The organism is Rhizobium sp. WW_1 (assembly GCF_003610155.1).
Lineage (GTDB): Bacteria > Pseudomonadota > Alphaproteobacteria > Rhizobiales > Rhizobiaceae > Rhizobium > Rhizobium tropici_A.
This window is the reverse complement of sequence record NZ_RAIN01000005.1, coordinates 164872-180585: the sequence shown is the minus strand read 5'-3', so window position 1 is coordinate 180585 and position 15714 is coordinate 164872. Positions and strand designations below refer to the sequence as shown.

The 15714-nt window shown below is 59.3% G+C and carries 15 protein-coding genes; 7 read left to right on the top strand and 8 right to left on the bottom strand.

Translation table 11 applies throughout. The features are described from left to right. Positions 1–94 precede the first annotated feature (94 nt). On the top strand, positions 95–1105 hold the full coding sequence (locus BJ928_RS16600; protein WP_047631382.1) for a LacI family DNA-binding transcriptional regulator: 1011 nt from the start codon (positions 95–97) through the stop codon (positions 1103–1105). A 139-nt stretch (positions 1106–1244) separates the two neighbouring features. On the opposite strand, the gene BJ928_RS16595 is transcribed toward BJ928_RS16600, so the two are convergent. The 7 genes from BJ928_RS16595 to BJ928_RS16565 all read right to left on the bottom strand — a co-directional run bounded on the left by BJ928_RS16595 (position 1245) and on the right by BJ928_RS16565 (position 7517). Continuing rightward, positions 1245–2000, bottom strand: a complete 756-nt coding sequence (locus BJ928_RS16595; RefSeq protein ID WP_047631384.1) for an SDR family oxidoreductase — start codon at positions 1998–2000, stop codon at positions 1245–1247. Between the two features lie 7 nt (positions 2001–2007). Next, positions 2008–2739, bottom strand: coding sequence for an ATP-binding cassette domain-containing protein (locus BJ928_RS16590; protein ID WP_047631385.1), 732 nt, complete (start codon positions 2737–2739; stop codon positions 2008–2010). Beyond that, the gene (locus BJ928_RS16585; RefSeq protein WP_047631387.1) at positions 2736–3719 is read right to left on the bottom strand and encodes an ABC transporter permease; all 984 of its coding nucleotides are present in this window, start codon (positions 3717–3719) and stop codon (positions 2736–2738) included. Before BJ928_RS16585 ends, BJ928_RS16590 begins: the two co-directional genes overlap by 4 nt. Before the next feature lie 74 nt (positions 3720–3793). Beyond that, positions 3794–4768 carry a sugar ABC transporter substrate-binding protein gene (locus BJ928_RS16580; RefSeq protein WP_047631389.1) on the bottom strand — a complete coding sequence of 325 codons (975 nt, stop codon included), beginning with the start codon at positions 4766–4768 and terminating at the stop codon, positions 3794–3796. Positions 4769–4805: 37 nt separating this feature from the next. Continuing rightward, on the bottom strand, positions 4806–5498 hold the full coding sequence (locus tag BJ928_RS16575; protein ID WP_047631391.1) for a GntR family transcriptional regulator: 693 nt from the start codon (positions 5496–5498) through the stop codon (positions 4806–4808). 76 nt (positions 5499–5574) lie between these two features. Next, entirely contained in the window at positions 5575–6783 is a 1209-nt protein-coding gene (locus tag BJ928_RS16570) for a mandelate racemase/muconate lactonizing enzyme family protein (RefSeq protein ID WP_047631392.1), read from the bottom strand. Beyond that, the gene (locus tag BJ928_RS16565; RefSeq protein ID WP_052227666.1) at positions 6783–7517 is read right to left on the bottom strand and encodes a FadR/GntR family transcriptional regulator; all 735 of its coding nucleotides are present in this window, start codon (positions 7515–7517) and stop codon (positions 6783–6785) included. The genes BJ928_RS16570 and BJ928_RS16565 overlap by 1 nt, the downstream gene beginning before the upstream one ends. Before the next feature lie 104 nt (positions 7518–7621). On the opposite strand from BJ928_RS16565, the gene BJ928_RS16560 reads away from it, so the two are divergent. The 5 genes from BJ928_RS16560 (at position 7622) to BJ928_RS16540 (ending at position 13821) form a co-directional block, all read left to right on the top strand. Beyond that, positions 7622–8515, top strand: a complete 894-nt coding sequence (locus BJ928_RS16560; RefSeq protein WP_047631394.1) for an SMP-30/gluconolactonase/LRE family protein — start codon at positions 7622–7624, stop codon at positions 8513–8515. A 54-nt stretch (positions 8516–8569) separates the two neighbouring features. Next, positions 8570–9352 (top strand): glucose 1-dehydrogenase, encoded by a 783-nt coding sequence (locus BJ928_RS16555; protein WP_047631397.1) that lies wholly within the window; start codon positions 8570–8572, stop codon positions 9350–9352. A gap of 30 nt (positions 9353–9382) precedes the next feature. After that, on the top strand, positions 9383–10630 hold the full coding sequence (locus BJ928_RS16550; protein WP_047631399.1) for an enolase C-terminal domain-like protein: 1248 nt from the start codon (positions 9383–9385) through the stop codon (positions 10628–10630). A 390-nt stretch (positions 10631–11020) separates the two neighbouring features. After that, positions 11021–12640 carry a DHA2 family efflux MFS transporter permease subunit gene (locus BJ928_RS16545; RefSeq protein ID WP_197070129.1) on the top strand — a complete coding sequence of 540 codons (1620 nt, stop codon included), beginning with the start codon at positions 11021–11023 and terminating at the stop codon, positions 12638–12640. Then, complete coding sequence (locus BJ928_RS16540) at positions 12637–13821, top strand: HlyD family secretion protein (RefSeq protein WP_052227667.1); 1185 nt, start codon at positions 12637–12639, stop codon at positions 13819–13821. The genes BJ928_RS16545 and BJ928_RS16540 overlap by 4 nt, the downstream gene beginning before the upstream one ends. A 36-nt stretch (positions 13822–13857) precedes the next feature. Here BJ928_RS16540 and BJ928_RS16535 read toward each other — a convergent pair whose 3' ends face one another. Beyond that, complete coding sequence (locus tag BJ928_RS16535; protein ID WP_052227668.1) at positions 13858–14781, bottom strand: LysR family transcriptional regulator; 924 nt, start codon at positions 14779–14781, stop codon at positions 13858–13860. A 379-nt stretch (positions 14782–15160) separates the two neighbouring features. Between BJ928_RS16535 and BJ928_RS16530 the strand changes: the two genes are divergently transcribed. Then, positions 15161–15703, top strand: coding sequence for a site-2 protease family protein (locus tag BJ928_RS16530; protein ID WP_183079420.1), 543 nt, complete (start codon positions 15161–15163; stop codon positions 15701–15703). Positions 15704–15714 lie beyond the last annotated feature (11 nt).

The window sequence follows — 15714 nt, the reverse complement described above, 5'->3', positions numbered from 1 at the left end:
CAGGTGCATCATAAGCTTGAATAAGGTAAAAGCAAGCATTCATTTCACTGGAATCAGAAAATGGAATGTTTATTCCGTTTCCTCCGGAGGCAGCATGCGCAGGAAAGAGACCGTCAGGCGAACCACAGCGAAGGAAGTTGCGGCCGTCGCCGGGGTGTCGAAATGGACGGTCATTCGGGCCTTTACGCCGGGATCGTCGATCACGGAGGAGAGCAAGCGCCGCGTCATGGAGGCGGCGACGGCCTTGAACTATTCGCCGAATCTTCTCGCTCGAAGTCTCGCAACAAACTCCACGCGCCAGGTTGCAGTCTTCGTGGACGACTTCAGCAACCCCCAAAAACTGCCATTCCTTGAGACATTGACCGAGCGCCTGCAGGCCGCGGGTCTGGTTGCTATGCTGATCAACATCAACAATCACTTCGATCACGTGCATGCGTTGTTGCATGCGGACCAGCGACAGGTCGATGCCGTCATCCTGTTCGGCACCGCATTTCGCGACGAGACACTGACGGATCGCCAACTCGGCAATGGAATGCCTCCCATGTTCGTTCTGGCTCGCGATAGTCAGATCGACGGCGTGCCGGCAGTGGTCTGTGATGCCGAGCTTGCTCTCAGGGACATCGTCGATCACCTGCACAAGCGGGGATATCGACGGCCCGGCTTCATGAGCGGCGCGACGGCGCTTTCAACGGCGCTGAGGCGCCGGCAACATTTCACCGACTTCTGGGCGCAGAAAGGTGTTGGCGAGATCGAATTGCTGTCTGCCGAGAAATATAGTGCCGAGGCAGGAGCAGAATCCGTCCGCGGTTATCTGTCTCGCATTGCGCCTGCCGACCGCATCGATGTTCTCATGTGCGAAAACGATATCCTGGCATTGGGAGCCATGGATGAAATCCGTGGAGAGTTCGGGCTGAGCGTGCCTGATGATATCGCGATCGTCGGTTTCGACAATTACGAGCTGGGCGGATCGTCGGCCTATAGCCTCACCACCTACGAACAGCCGCGACACGAAATGGTGGAGGCGATCATCGGCATGATTGTCGGAACCGTTGAAGCCGAAACGGTTACCCTGACTGGTAAACTGGTCGTCCGGAGGTCGACGTGACCGTCTTCCCGCAGCCGTCGGGCGGTCGTGGGAAAATGCAGCGTTCAGTTGCTTCGGTCTGCTGCCCATCCCTCAGACATTCGAGCAGCGCAATGCGGAGGCAATTCTCGTTTGCGCCTGATGGTGGAGTTGAAGAGCGTCACCAGCCGCCGTCAATTCCGATGTTCTGGCCGGAGATCATGTCGGACCCCGGCGATACGAGAAACAGCACCAGCTCGGCGATGTCGCCAGGCTGAATGCGCGATTTGATCGACTGGTTCTCCAATATCCAATCATTATACTGCTGCAGCCGGTCGCCGAAGACGCGCTCCTCGGCCTCCGACACCACGGCACCGGGCGAGACGCAATTGACGCGTACGCCGTATGGCCCGAGCTCGCGCGCAAGCGATTTCGTAAGACCGTATATCGCCCCCTTCGACGCGACATAGGGCACATAACCGTCCCAACGGCCGTTGAGTGTCAGCGAGCAAAAGTTGACGATCTTGCCGTAGCCTTTCTGCTTCATGTGCGGCGCAACGGCGCGGGTCAATGCGAAGGCGGCGGAGGAATTGACCCGCAGTTGCTCCTCATATTCCTCCAGCGAGAATTCCTCGAACGGCTTGTTGATGATGAGCGCAGCATTGTTGATGAGGATATCGATCCCCGCATGCGCATCGCAAAGCGCCGCCACCCGCATCTCGCTCGCTTTGAGATCGCCGAGGTCCTGCCTGACATAGGACACGGCACCGCCGCTCTCCGCTGCAATATTGGAAGCAAGAGCCTCACCGGCATGGCTTTCCGCCCTGTCCAGCATCAATACCCGGGCGCCCGCGCGCGCCAAGCGGGCCGCTTGCTCGCGCCCCAGCGTTCCGAGCGCGCCGGTCAGCAACACCGTCTTCCCCGATAAAGTCGTCATCTGAGCCTCACAGCAGTTCGTGAACTTCGTCGATCGAGGTTTCCGTGGTCGGCCGGTCGAAGACGATTTCGCCTCGCGCCATCGCCACGATCCGGTCACAGGACTGGAAGACGTGCTGCATGTTGTGCGAGATGAAGATGCCGGTCAGGCCCTGCGCCTTCAGGCCGCGCACGAAACCGATCACTTTGTTCGTCTCCTTGACGGATAGATGGTTGGTCGGCTCATCGAGGATCAGCACCTTCGATTTGAAATGCATCGCACGGGCGATCGCCACGCCCTGCTTCTGACCGCCTGAAAGTTCGCCCACCAACGCATCCGGCGAGCGCAGATGCAGATCGACATCGGCGATTGCCTTGATGCTTTCGTCGCGCATGCGCTTCTGGTCCATGACACCGAAATTGCCGATCCGCCACTTCATCGGCTCGCGCCCGATGAACAGGTTGCGGGCGATCGACATCGTGGGAACCATGGAATTGTACTGGTAGATCGTCTCGAGCCCGTGACGCATCGCATCCTTGGGCGAGCGGAAATTGACTTCCCGGCCTTCGATGAGGATCTGGCCGGCATCCTGATGGTGGACGCCGGACAATATCTTGATCAGCGTCGATTTGCCTGCTCCATTGTCACCGACGAGACCGACGGACTCGCCGGGATTGATGGTCAGCGACACGTTCTTCAACGCATGCACGCCGCTATACCATTTCTGCAGATTACGGCACTCGATGATCGGCTGGGTCATTTATGCGCCTCCACCTTGATCTTGCGGGACATCTTGCCCATCCAGGCATTGGCGATGACGGCGAACATGGTGAGCATGCCGATCGCGAACTTGAACCAGTTGGCATCGACGCGCGAAAGCACGAGGCCATTGTCGATGGTGCGGATCAAAAGCGTGCCGATGATCGCGCCGAACACCGTGCCGATGCCACCCGCCAACGCCGTCCCGCCGATGACGGCCGCAGCCACGGCCTGCAATTCCAGACCCTCGCCGATCGACGGCAGTGGCGAGCCGAGCCGCAAGACCTGCAACAGACCGGCAAAGCCCGCAAGCATCGAGCAGAGCATGAAGCAGACGATTTTCACGCGCCTGACCGGAATTCCCATCGAGGCGGCTGCTTCGTTGAAGCCGCCAACCGCCCTGATCCAGTTGCCAAAATTCGTCAACGAGAGGAAAGCGGCAGCCAGGATCGCGATCAGTGCAAACCACAGGAAGGACATGCGCAGGATCGCCCCCGGCCAGATATAGTCGGTGAAGAGCCAGGTCGGCAGATCATCCGGCAGAAGCGGCGGAAAGCCGCCGGAAACAACGATCGTCAGAGAGCGTGCGATGAACAGCATGCCAAGCGTGGTAATGAAGCTCGGGATCGAGAACTGCAGCGTTATGTAGCCATTGATAGCACCGATAAATGCTGAGAGCAGCAAGCCAAGCAGCAAAGCAAGACTGAACGGAATGCCGTCGTTCAACATAACCGCCATAGACATCGGCATCAGCGCGAAGACAGAACCGACAGACAAATCGAATTCACCGCAGATCATCAATATGGTCACACCGATGGCAACGAGCGCCATTTCCGGCAGCAGCCCCATGATGCCGCGTATGTTCTCGAACGACAGGAACACGCCGTTCGACTTGATCTGGAACAGGACAACCAGAAGGATCAGCAGGGCAAGCCCCGCCAGCTCGGGCTTGTCGAGATAAATTTTCAGAAACCGCTTCATCCGCGTATCGCTCGTGATAGTTCGGCGTCCCATTCCGCGGAACAAGACGCCGGGTGGCAATTGGATGGGTTTTCTCAGCGCAGGCCGCGCTTCGACATTTCCATGATCATGGGAACATCCTTGGGCGTGACGATCCCCTGCCCTGTGTCGATATCCGAGGGCGTGAGACCGGCAGTCTTCCAGAGATAGGCTTCCATGACAGGCATGAAGCCCTGCATGTAGGGCTGCTGATCGACCTGAACCTGCACATAGCCGGCCGTCATCTGCTGCAGCACCTCAGGCACGAGATCGAAGCCGCCAAGCAAAACCTTTCCAGGCTTGATGCCACGGTCCTTCAACACCTTGGCAACGCCGGCATCCCAATAGCCCGTATCGAAATAGGCCGTCGTGTTCGGATTGGCGTTGAGATAGGCGCCGATGCGGTCGGCAGCGACAGCGAGATCGGTCGCCGAGTCGATGCGCGCGATATTGACCTCGCGATCCTTGTGCTCGGCCTTGTATTCCTCAAGGAATTTGGTCACCCCGGCAGCGCGCTGTTCGGACCATGTCTGACCGGGCGCATTAACGCCGACCAGCAGGTTGAGCGGACCATCCTTCGGGAAATTCAACGACTGCGCCTTGGCGAGCGAATAACCGGCCGCGACGAAGCCCTGGCCAATGAAGGCCTTGCGGGCATTGCCCTTGGCGCCCTGACTATCGTCGACATTGACGGCCAGCACGAGGATGCCGGCGTCGGTCGCCTCCTTGATCGCAGCGTCATAGGCCTTGTCATCGACGATGGCGACGAAGATCGCATCGGGCTTGGTCGCGATTGCGGCCTGCAGGTTTGCGACCGCCTGTTCGACCGAGCCTTCGGTCTGCGTCAGGACGAGCTGGCAACTGGCCTCGACGCGGGTGCATGCATCGTCAAAGCCCTTCTTCACCGATTGCCAGAATGTATTGGAAGCCGAAGAGTGGCTGATGAATGTGATATTCAGTCCTGCGGCAGATGCCCCGGATGCCATGAGCGACAGACCGAGCGCCGTACCGGCGATCAATTTCCTAAGCATGCTTTCCTCCCTCTGGTTTATATGATTTGCGCTGCAATCACTCCGTATCGTCGAACAGCTCCGCGCGTGAACGAGCGATTTCAGGCAAGGATGTCAGTATCTCGCGCAGGTGTAGCCGCATCGCCTCCTCCGCGGCGGCTGTGTCACCGGCAGCGATGCCGTCGACTATCTTTTCATGCTGCTCGATCAGCCGCCCGATGTGCAGGTCGTCGACGGATAGAAAACGGACACGGTCCATTTGGGCCTTGACGCTTTCGATCACGCTCCAGGCATAGGACTTGCCTGCCGCGGCCGCGAGCGTGTGATGGAAGAGTTCATCGAGTCGCAAAAACCCGACGCGATCGTCATGCGATACCTTTCGCTGTTCCGCGAGCTGGCGACGCAATTCCGCGATCGTGTCCGCCGCATGGCCTTTCGCCACCAGGCGCACGATATCGGCCTCGATCGCCTCGCGCACGAAGCGCACGTCCATGACCGATGCCACGGAGATCTTCGTAACGAACGTGCCTCGCTGCGGCAGCACCTGCACCAGCCCTTCCTCGGAAAGCTTGATGAAAGCCTCACGCACCGGCTGACGGCTGACGGACAAGGACTTGGCCGCGTCGGATTCCGACAGTCGCTCTCCCGGCAAAAGCTCGGCCTGAATGATCCGCTCGCGCAGGATGCGATAGACCTGCGGGCCGACGGATTCGCTCAGGGCAACTACTTTTGGGGACTTGGCGTTCTGCATGCGGCGACCCTCTTCCCGACGTCAGCTCAATGCGGATTGTGTACTAACCTACTACCATACAAGTCAAGCATTTTTGCTAGGTCGAGACTTCCACCTTTGCCATACGCCGATAAACATTGAATTTTTTATCGAGATCTTCGGCGAGCTCGACCCCATGCCCAGGCCCTGGCGGAACGGTAATCATGCCATTGGTCACGCTCGGCAATTGTGTCGTGATATCCGCATACCAGGTGCGATAATAGGCGCGCACGCTTTCCTGAACGAGCGCATTCGGGGCATTGAGCGAGAGATGCGTCGATGCGGAAAGCACCACTGGTCCCGTGCAATCATGCGGCGCCACGGGCAGATGCCAGGCCTCGGCCATGGTGGCAATCTTCTTTGCCTCGGAAATGCCGCCGCACCACGAAAGGTCGAGCATGACGATGCCAGCACTGTCGGTCTCCAGCAGATCACGGAAAGCCCACCGGGTCGCCAATGTTTCGGAGGCACATAACGGCGCGCGGCTTGCCGCCGCATAGCGCTTCAAGCTCGATAGCGAATCCATCTTGATGGGATCTTCGTGCCAGAAGGTTGCGTAAGGTTCGAGCGCGCGCGCAATCTGGATCGCCGGCGTGAGCTGCCACATGGAGTGGAACTCGACCATGATGTCCATCCTGTCGCCGACGCGCTTGCGGATCTTTTCGAAAGGCTCGAGAGCCCTGCGCAGGTCAGGCCCGGAAATATACTGCCCGCCGCTCGCCTCGGCCGCGATGTCGAAAGGCCAGATCTTCATCGCCGAGATGCCTTCGGAAAGCAGGTCTTCCGCCAGATCATCGGCATGTTCGAGGAAGCCGTTCAGATCGTCATAGTCTCGGCGTGGACCGCCGATGCCATAGTTTCCGGTCTGCTGTCCGCTTGCCTCCCGCATGTAGGTATTCCCGGCGCAGGTATTATAGGTGCGGATCTCCCGGCGCGAGAAACCGCCCAACAGCTGCGCGATCGGCAGATTCGTCGCCTTTCCGAACAAATCCCAAAGGCCGATATCGACGGCCGAGTTGCCGCGCATCTCGACGCCGGTGGAGCGGAAGCCAAGGTAACCGGTCAGATCCTTTGCGATCTTGTCGATCTGGAGCGGATCCTGCCCGAGCAGCTTCGGCGCAACAACCTCATGGATATAGGCTTCCACCGTCTCGGCCATAAAGAAGGTTTCGCCAAGTCCGACCAGGCCCTCGTCGGTGTGGATCTTCACCCAAAGGATGTTCGGGAACTCCTTGACGCGAACGGTTTCGAATGCGGTGATCTTCATCAATATACCCCGGCCGCCAGCAATGCCTTCACGGTGAGATCGAAGTGCTCGACCATCGCCGCCTCGCCCTTGGCCGGATCGCCATTGGCGATCGCCTGGGCGATGGCGAAGTGACCGTCAATGCTCTCCTGTCTCGTCTCGTTGCTGCCGCGGCTCGCCCAGCCGATCGGCCAGGTATGGCGTGTCACGACATGGAAGGAGCCGACAATCAGCGAAAACATCGGGTTCTTCGAAGCGACGCCAATGGCCTCGTGAAACGCGATATCGTGCTCCATGACTTTCTGCGGATCATTGAAATCACGCTGCATCGCCTCGGCAAGCGCATAGATTTCGGCCGCCTCGCGGTCGGTCCGCCGTAGCGCGGCAAGCGCAACGGTACGCCTCTCGATGGTTCGGCGTACATCGAAGATCTGCTGGATCGTCGCCTGGTTGGTGTGAACCGCGTGGTCGGTGATCATTGCCAGCACATCAGCCTTTGGCGCAGCCACCCGCGCCCGTCGTCCGTTGCCGATATCGATGAGCGTCAACGCCGCAAGCGAACGATAGGCCTCGCGCACGATCGTTCGCGATGCACCCGTGAGTTCGGCGAAGGCGCCCTCGCTTGGCAATTCATCGCCAACCTGAAGCCCATTGTCGCGGATGTGGACCTTCACGGCCTCCATCACGCCGCCGAGCAGCCCTTCGGCCATATCAGGCCGATCGCTGGTTTCTTTTATGGTTGGCAAGGTTTCCATCAAGCTTCGCGCCTACCTATCATATAGGTTTAAACTAAGCTTGATTTAGATCTCATCTCGCCTATTGTCAATCCGAGGATTTTGACAGCGGCTGGGGGAGGCACATGCAAGCCAACATCTTCTTCGAGGCACGGGACATCGTCGGCGAAAGCATCATCTGGTCCGCCGACGAGCAGGCGCTTTACTGGGTCGATATCGGCGGCAAGCGCATTCATCGTCTGGAGGTAGAGACGGGACGGCACGACACATGGCCGACGCCTGATTTTCCTACCTCGATCGCCATGCGCAAGAACGGCGGCTTCATCCTTGGCCTGGCGCGCGAGGTCTGCTTCTGGCAGCCGGACGAAACATTTAGGGTCTTCGCGATACCGGAGCCGGACAGGCCGGAGAACCGGCTCAACGAAGGACGCGTCGCCGTAGACGGTTCATTCTGGGTTTCCACGATGCAGAACAATCTCCATGCGGACGGCACGCCGAAGGAGATGACGGCCGATACCGGCGCGATCTACCGCATCGATCCCTCGGGTGAGATCAATCGGATGACGCCGAATGAATACGGCATCACCAATACGATGGCTTGGACCCGCGATCACCGCTTCCTCTTCGCCGACACGCTGGCAAACGAAATCTATTCCTTTGCCTACGATCCCGAGACAAAAGCCATCTCCAACCGCTGCACCATCGTCGGCGGTTTTGAACGAGGCCTGCCGGATGGCTCGTGCCTTGATTCCGATGATCACTTGTGGAACTGCCGCGTGGTCGGCGGCGCAGCCGTCGCGCGTTTTAGCGCCGATGGCATACTCAAGGATCTTGTCGAATTGCCGGTTTCCTGGCCGACGAGTTGCACATTCGGCGGCACGGACCTTTCGACGCTCTACGTCACCTCGGCCCGTTTCACCATGACGGACGAACATCTCGGCGCCCATCCGCTCGAAGGTAGCCTGCTCGCGATCAAGACGGAGTTTCGCGGCGTCGAGGAACCGAAATTCGGATATTGACATACTGGTATGGTAGAATGTTAATAAGTCCTGTCGCATGGAGGAGCACCGAAAATGGAATTCGACGGCAAGAGCGTCATCGTTACCGGCGGCAGCCTCGGCATGGGGCGGGCTTGCGCGGAACGTTTTGCCGGTGCCGGCGCGAGCGTCCTGATCGTTGCCAATGACAGGCAATCGATCGAGAAAGCCGTCACGGAGATCGGCGGCAGAACGAGCGGTTTCGTCGCTGATGTTCGCAACGCCACAGACATGCGCGCCGCAGTCGATCAGGCGAAAGTAAAGAACGGCGGCGTCGATATTCTTGTTTGCAGCGCCGGCGTCCAGCGCTATGGAACCGTGGTCGATACGCCGGAGGATGTCTGGGACGACGTGCTCGACATCAATCTGAAGGGCATCTACCTCGCCTCGAAATTTGCAATACCGGCAATGAAAGAGCGGGGCGGCGGCTCGATCGTCGCTATCTCGTCGATACAATCCTATGCCTCGCAAGCGAATGTTGCCGCCTATACCGCCAGCAAGGGCGGCATCAACGCGCTCGTGCGCGCCATGGCGCTCGATCATGCCGCCGACAATATCACGGTCAATGCGGTCTGCCCCGCCTCGATCGATACGCCGATGCTGCGTTGGGCGGCAGATCTCTTCAAGGGGGACATGACCCAGGACGAGATGATCGCTCAATGGGGCAAGGGGCACCCGATCGGCCGCGTCGGCAAGCAGGAAGAAGTGGCGGATCTGGTCGCCTTCCTTGCCAGCGACAAGGCCCGCTTCATCACCGGCGCCGACATGAAGATCGATGGCGGCACCATGGCCAAGCTCGGCATTGTCCTGCCGGATTGAGCGATTCTATTCATTTCAATGGAGACCAGCATGAAGCGGCCGAAGATCACTGACATCCGCGCGACGACCGTGACGGTACCCCTCGAAGCGCCGCTGCGCCATTCCAACGGCGCACACTGGGGCCGTTTCGTGCGCACGATCATCGAGATCGAAACGGACGTCGGCATCGTCGGCTTGGGCGAGATGGGCGGAGGCGGAGAAAGTGCCGAAGCCGCGTTTCGCGCGCTCAAGACCTACCTTGTCGGCCACGACCCGTTCGAACTGGAGCAACTGCGCTTCAAGATCTGCAACCCCACGGCCAGCCTCTACAACAACCGCACGCAGATGCATGCCGCCATTGAATTTGCCTGCATAGATATCATCGGCAAATTTCTGGGTGTGCCTGCCTATGACGTACTTGGCGGCAAGATGCGCGACGAGGTCGGTTTTGCAAGCTATCTGTTCTTCCGTCTGCCCAACAAGGACACCGGCACGGGCGAGATCCGCACTGCCGATCAGTTGATCGAACAGGCGCTGGAACTCAAGCGCAGCCACGGCTTCAGGGCGCACAAGCTGAAAAGCGGCGTCTTCCCGCCGGACTACGAGCTCGAGGTCTTCCGTGCGCTTGCAAGCGCCGTTGGCACTGATTCCGTGCGCTACGACCCGAACGCGGCCTTCAGCGTCGAGGAGGCCGTCCGCTTCGCCAAAGGGATCGAGGACCTGAACAACGATTATTATGAGGACCCAACCTGGGGTCTGAACGGCATGCGGCGCGTGCGGGAAAACACCCATATGCCGCTTGCCACCAACACGATCGTCATCAACTTCGAGCAGCTTGCCACCAACGTGCTGAACCCGGCGGTCGATGTAATCCTGCTCGACACCACCTTCTGGGGCGGCATCCGACCCTGTATCAAGGCGGCGGGCGTGTGCGAGACATTCCAGCTCGGGGTCGCCGTGCATTCGTCCGGCGAACTCGGCATCCAACTCGCGACCATGCTGCATCTGGGCGCCGTCCTGCCGAACCTCGTCTACACGGCGGATGCGCACTACCACCAGCTGACCGACGACATCATCGTCGGCGGTCCTATGAAATACACGAACGGCTCGATCAAAGTGCCGACCGGCCATGGCCTCGGCGTGGAAATCGACCGCGAGAAGCTCGGCCAATATTCAGATCTGTATAAATCGCTGGGCGGCTACCTTTACGATCGAGACCCGGCCCGCCCGGGCTGGTTCTCTACCGTACCAAATACGCGCTGGGCTGATCCGGCCGACGCCCGAGTCATCGATTACTGAATGCGCGGGATTCGCGCCTAGAGTATTCAAGCATGAGCCTTCGGCTCGAGACCACACCGCATCAGCTCGCCGTCGCGAACTGCGCCCAACAGCATTCGATAGTTGGTGCCAAGTCGCCCGCCTTCACGCGGCATAAACCAAAGCCATATCCCTATTTCAGCTCTTCGCGGCGGTGAGCTTAAAAAGCCCTTCGGAGACATTCCCCACGCTGGCTTTGCGCAAAGCAACCGGTTCAAGCCGCACTATGGATCGGTAGGCTCGCCGCTATCGCCCCATCTTCCGATCGATGGCTTCCATTATTCGCAATGATGGTTTGCACCCACGCCACTTTCCGAAAAGTGGCCCGCGGCGGCACATTGGCGTCGAAAATATCAACAGTGGTGTTTACCAATGATGTCGGATGAAACGGGTCACAATTCGTCGCAAGCCGCGCTGGCCGGCGGTGTCGGTCAATTCAGTATGACAAACCCCGCTCAGACCAACATGGTCCTGATAGGGCTCGGCCTTGCCACATGGATGGAATTCTACACCTATGACGCCGTCAATCTGGTGCTGCCTGACATGGCCGGCTCCTTCGGAATCTCCCAGGACGAGGCGAGCTGGTTTCTGACGACGTATAGCTCGGCGCTGCTCCTTGGCGTTCCCGTATCGATCTGGATGGCCGGCTATGTCGGCCATCTACGTTATATCCTCGGTTCCGCCATCATCTTCGTGATCGCCTCGCTTGGGTGCGCTGTCGCAACCAACCAGGAGACGATGCTCCTATGGCGCATCATCCTCGGCTTTTCCGGCGCCGGTCTGACTATGTGGTGGCGCGCCAGCGTCTACATGCTCGTCCCGAAACAGAGCCGCAGCAGATCGCTCATGAAGATCTCGGTGATGCTCTATCTCGCAACCAGCGCCGGCCTTCTCTTTAGCGGCTTCGTGACCGACAATTTCAGCTGGCGATTGATCTTTCTGCCGAATGTGATCTTTGTCATCGCCGCGATCATTCTTCTGCGCCAGTACTTTCCTCAAATTCCGAGGAGTCTGGACCGCCGTGCGCGAGGCATCGATGGGCCAGGCATAGTGCTTCTCGCCACAGCCCTGATATGCGGACAGACAGTGCTCAGCCGTGGGGAAATCGATGACTGGTTCGGCTCGACGCGGATTCAGGTCCTGTCCCTCATCTGCGTGGCATCTCTGGCTTCCTTCGTGGCATGGCAATTGAACGAGCGTAACGACGCTCGCCTGTTGCGGCTCGAACTCATCCGCGATCGACACCTGCTGGCAGCGATCTTCCTCGGCGTTTTCGCCGGCATCATTCTCTCCGGAAGCCTCTACGCACTTCCCGAGTTTCTTCGCAACGTCAATCCGCAGATGCTGAGCGCAACGGACACCGGACGTCTGATGGCGGTCTACGCCCTGACGGCTGCCCTGATCCGACCGTTCGTCACCTCGGCAATCGGCAAATACGGTCAGCGAAAGATCCTGGCATTTGCCCTCCTGATGCTGATCGCTTCGATGCTGATGATGGCAAGGCTGATCACAACTGAAACCCCTTACACTTATTTCGCGTTGCCGTTGGTTCTTTATGCCTTTTGCCTGGCACCACTCTTGTCATCAATCGCCGGGGGAACCGTCGCGCGCCTTCCACAGGAAGCGCAGCTGGATGCCGTCTCGATCTATATGACTTTCCGCCAGTTCGGCGCATCGCTCGGCGTGACATTGGTGACGATCATCATCGATCGCCGCGAGGAGCTGCATTCCGGTCGTCTCTTCGAACACCTGAACGCGACATCGGCTGTGATGTCGCAATGGATCACAACGGCGGCCGACAGCATGATGCAGCGCGGCGGTGTTACCTCCGAACAGGCCCACGACATGGCACTGAAACTGCTGGCGGAAACGAGTACTCGCCAGGCGGCCACCCTTGCCTATGCCGACGCATTTCTCTTCATGGCGGCAATCGGGATCATCTCCCTTTGCTTCATACCCCTCATGTCTCCAACACCGGTGGTGAAGAAATGACCAAGCTCAAACTTGCCTCCCCAACAGCACCTCGCTCGACGATGGAATTTCCAGCACCCAAGGCCGACCCCGCAGTTGGCAACACACTCCCGGCGGCGGCAATTGCTCCGAGCAAGCGTCGGCGAATGTCTGCCTGGGTGGGGGGCGTCGCTGCCGTCATCCTTCTGGCGGGCGCCTACATATACATGCCCGCGCTCTATATACGCCAGACGAATGACGCCAGCGTCCAGGCCGACACCGTTGCGGTCGTTCCGAAGGTCGCGGGCTATGTCACCGCATTGCACGTCGACGATAACAGCGTCTTCGCGAAGAACGACCTGCTTGTGGAGATCGATCCCCGTGATTTCGAGGTCGCTCTGAAAAGTGCGCAGGCGGGCCTATTGAGCGCACAGGCCTCGAAGGAAAACGTCAACGCACAGTTGGCGCAGCAGCAACACCAGATTGCCGCTGCGCAGGCAACGGTCCAAAGCGACGAAGCACAGCTTCAATACGCACAGCAGCAGCTCGCAAGAAACAGCGATCTGGCGACGCATGGAGCCGGAAGCGAACAGCTCTGGCAACAGGCTCAAGCGGATATCGGTCAGCGCAAGGCTCTGGTCGAGCACGACCGCGCCGCTCTTGCGGCGGCCCAGTCGCAGATCAATGTCTTGCAGAGCCAGATCGATCAGGCCGATGCGGCGATCACGGGGGCGCAGGCGGCTGTCGCCCAGGCGCAGCTCAACCTCTCATACACGAAGATCTATGCCGCCGACGCCGGCAGCGTCGCCAACAAGACCGTTCAGGTCGGAAGCTTCGTGCAACCCGGACAGACGTTGTTCTCAGACGTTCCAAGGCAAATGTACATTGTTGCCAACTTCAAGGAGACCGAACTTTCCGGCATGCGGCAAGGGCAGCCTGTTCGCATCCGGGTCGATGCCCTTCCCGGACAAATACTCGAGGGCCATCTCGACAGCATTCAGCGGGGAACCGGTTCGAGCTTTGCTCTGCTACCCCCCGAGAATGCCACCGGCAACTATGTCAAAGTCGTGCAGCGCATCCCGGTAAAAATCATGCTCGACGGGCCACAGCAGACACTCGACATGCTGTCGCCAGGCATGTCGGTCGAGCCGACGGTAACGATAGCGACGCCACCCAAATGGCTCGGGGCAATCCTGTCTGCGATTGGCATGCCTTCGACTTGAGACATCTCGATCCGGCAACAGGGGCGCTCCAGGCGGTTATTGCGACAGACCGTCCTTGCCTGGATCTTTCCGCAACGGCCCGAACGCCCGGGATACATGGTCCAGGAACAACCTGATCCTCGGCGGTATAGGCCTGCCGGGCGCGAAGACGGCGTAGAGGTCCATTTCAGCGCTTTGGTAGTCAGGCAGCAATTCGACGAGCCGTCCGTCATCAAGATCGGCGCTGACGTCCCACCTGGCCTCCCAGGAGATGCCCTGGCCCGACAGGGCCCAGTCCCGCAAGACTGTTCCATCGCCGCTCGACAGAACCCCCGTGACCTGGATTTCGAACACCTCGTCATCGCGCCTGAAACGCCACATGTCGATCAATCTGTGGCGGCGGGCCAGACGAAGGCAGCGATGGCTCACGAGATCGGCCGGCTCCATGGGAGTGCCGAACCGTTCGAGATAGGACGGTGCCGCGCAAACGACCTGGCGCGTGGTGGCAACCTTGCGTGCAACCATGCCTTCGTCATTCGGCAGCCCGAAGCGCAGGACGAGATCGCAGTGATCGATTTCATTCTCGAGGCCGATGTCGGACAAGACCAGATGCGCCTCGACACCGGGATGCTGCGCGACGAAGGAAGAGAGCAGGGGAGCAAGGTGTCTCCGCCCGAAATCCGCCGAAGCTCCGACGCGAAGAAGCCCTCTTGCCACACCACCGAGCGACGCAACCTCAGCCTCGACATCCCTTACCTGCTCCAATATGACCCGGCTTCGCTCATAGAGAAGCAGGCCCTCGTCAGTGAGGCGAAACCGGCGTGAACTCCTATCGGCCAGGCGAACGCCGAGCTTCGCTTCCAGCGCCGACAAGCGACGGCTGACCGCCGCCGGCGACGACTCCAGGCGCAATGCGGCTGCGGAAATTCCGCCTTCCTCGACAATGGTTCGAAACAATGCGAACTCGGAAATCGCGTCCAAAAGGCTCCCCCGTCAGCAAAGACTCCGACAAATGCGGCCCTATCTATGTTTCGGGAGCGCTCGCGCCGTCAAGCTTGCAGCAGGCTCGAAGTTGTCGACGCCATTATTGATGTCGCCAGCGTGGGCTGGCCCGATTGCTCAAATTTATTACCTGGTGCGATCAGCACGTTCGACCGCGCATGTCCGATGAAGCTAGATGGCGGGGACGGAGCGCTCGTGAGGTGAGACGGCGAGTAGGTTTGGAAGCGCCGAATCGAAGCTCTGCAGGCCTCCCGCAGATAGGAATCCTGCATCGCTCATCATGCTTTTCCGAGCGATTGACGAGAATTCTCCGTTTGAGTGTCGAGTCCGTCGACAATCGCGTGGCGGCAGCCACACAATGAATGCTGACATCATGATAGCCTCCACCAATTGCCATATACTTGGGATCAACAGTCCAATGTTATCTGTCATCATTGTCATTGTCGGCGAGACGATTGCGGCGGTCCTCGTTGCGGTGATCATACACGAGGAGGGCCACGCGCTCGCGACGCTCGCATGTGGGCTCCGGCTTTCTTCCTTTGTCATCGGCATCGGCCCGACCGTCCTAAAGTTGCGTGTGGGGCGGACCGACTTTATTCTAAAGCTGGTACCGATTACCGGTCACATATGGCGAGAACCAACGAAGCGGCGCTGGGCACGCATCGTCATCGATGCCGCCGGCCCGTTGGCAAATGGATTGGCCCTTGCGCCAATCGCGGCGCTCTATCGACTGTGGCCTGGCCACGAGGAAGTGTTACTCGTGTTCGGATTTTACCAGGCGCTGTTCTTGATCGCGACGCTTCTCCCGACGTCGCGCAAGATCGACGGGGTTCGCATTCCATCGGACGGCATGCGGATCTATGATTTGCTGTTTCGATATCATCCGCCTTCATCAAAGTAGCTCAAGCATCG

Bases quoted from the DNA above. Each gene is read 5' to 3' on its own strand.
- BJ928_RS16600 (WP_047631382.1), top strand. From the start codon at position 95: ATGCGCAGGAAAGAGACCGTCAGGCGAACCACAGCGAAGGAAGTTGCG.
- BJ928_RS16595 (WP_047631384.1), bottom strand. From the start codon at position 2,000: ATGACGACTTTATCGGGGAAGACGGTGTTGCTGACCGGCGCGCTCGGA.
- BJ928_RS16590 (WP_047631385.1), bottom strand. From the start codon at position 2,739: ATGACCCAGCCGATCATCGAGTGCCGTAATCTGCAGAAATGGTATAGC.
- BJ928_RS16585 (WP_047631387.1), bottom strand. From the start codon at position 3,719: ATGAAGCGGTTTCTGAAAATTTATCTCGACAAGCCCGAGCTGGCGGGG.
- BJ928_RS16580 (WP_047631389.1), bottom strand. From the start codon at position 4,768: ATGCTTAGGAAATTGATCGCCGGTACGGCGCTCGGTCTGTCGCTCATG.
- BJ928_RS16575 (WP_047631391.1), bottom strand. From the start codon at position 5,498: ATGCAGAACGCCAAGTCCCCAAAAGTAGTTGCCCTGAGCGAATCCGTC.
- BJ928_RS16570 (WP_047631392.1), bottom strand. From the start codon at position 6,783: ATGAAGATCACCGCATTCGAAACCGTTCGCGTCAAGGAGTTCCCGAAC.
- BJ928_RS16565 (WP_052227666.1), bottom strand. From the start codon at position 7,517: ATGGAAACCTTGCCAACCATAAAAGAAACCAGCGATCGGCCTGATATG.
- BJ928_RS16560 (WP_047631394.1), top strand. From the start codon at position 7,622: ATGCAAGCCAACATCTTCTTCGAGGCACGGGACATCGTCGGCGAAAGC.
- BJ928_RS16555 (WP_047631397.1), top strand. From the start codon at position 8,570: ATGGAATTCGACGGCAAGAGCGTCATCGTTACCGGCGGCAGCCTCGGC.
- BJ928_RS16550 (WP_047631399.1), top strand. From the start codon at position 9,383: ATGAAGCGGCCGAAGATCACTGACATCCGCGCGACGACCGTGACGGTA.
- BJ928_RS16545 (WP_197070129.1), top strand. From the start codon at position 11,021: ATGATGTCGGATGAAACGGGTCACAATTCGTCGCAAGCCGCGCTGGCC.
- BJ928_RS16540 (WP_052227667.1), top strand. From the start codon at position 12,637: ATGACCAAGCTCAAACTTGCCTCCCCAACAGCACCTCGCTCGACGATG.
- BJ928_RS16530 (WP_183079420.1), top strand. From the start codon at position 15,161: ATGAATGCTGACATCATGATAGCCTCCACCAATTGCCATATACTTGGG.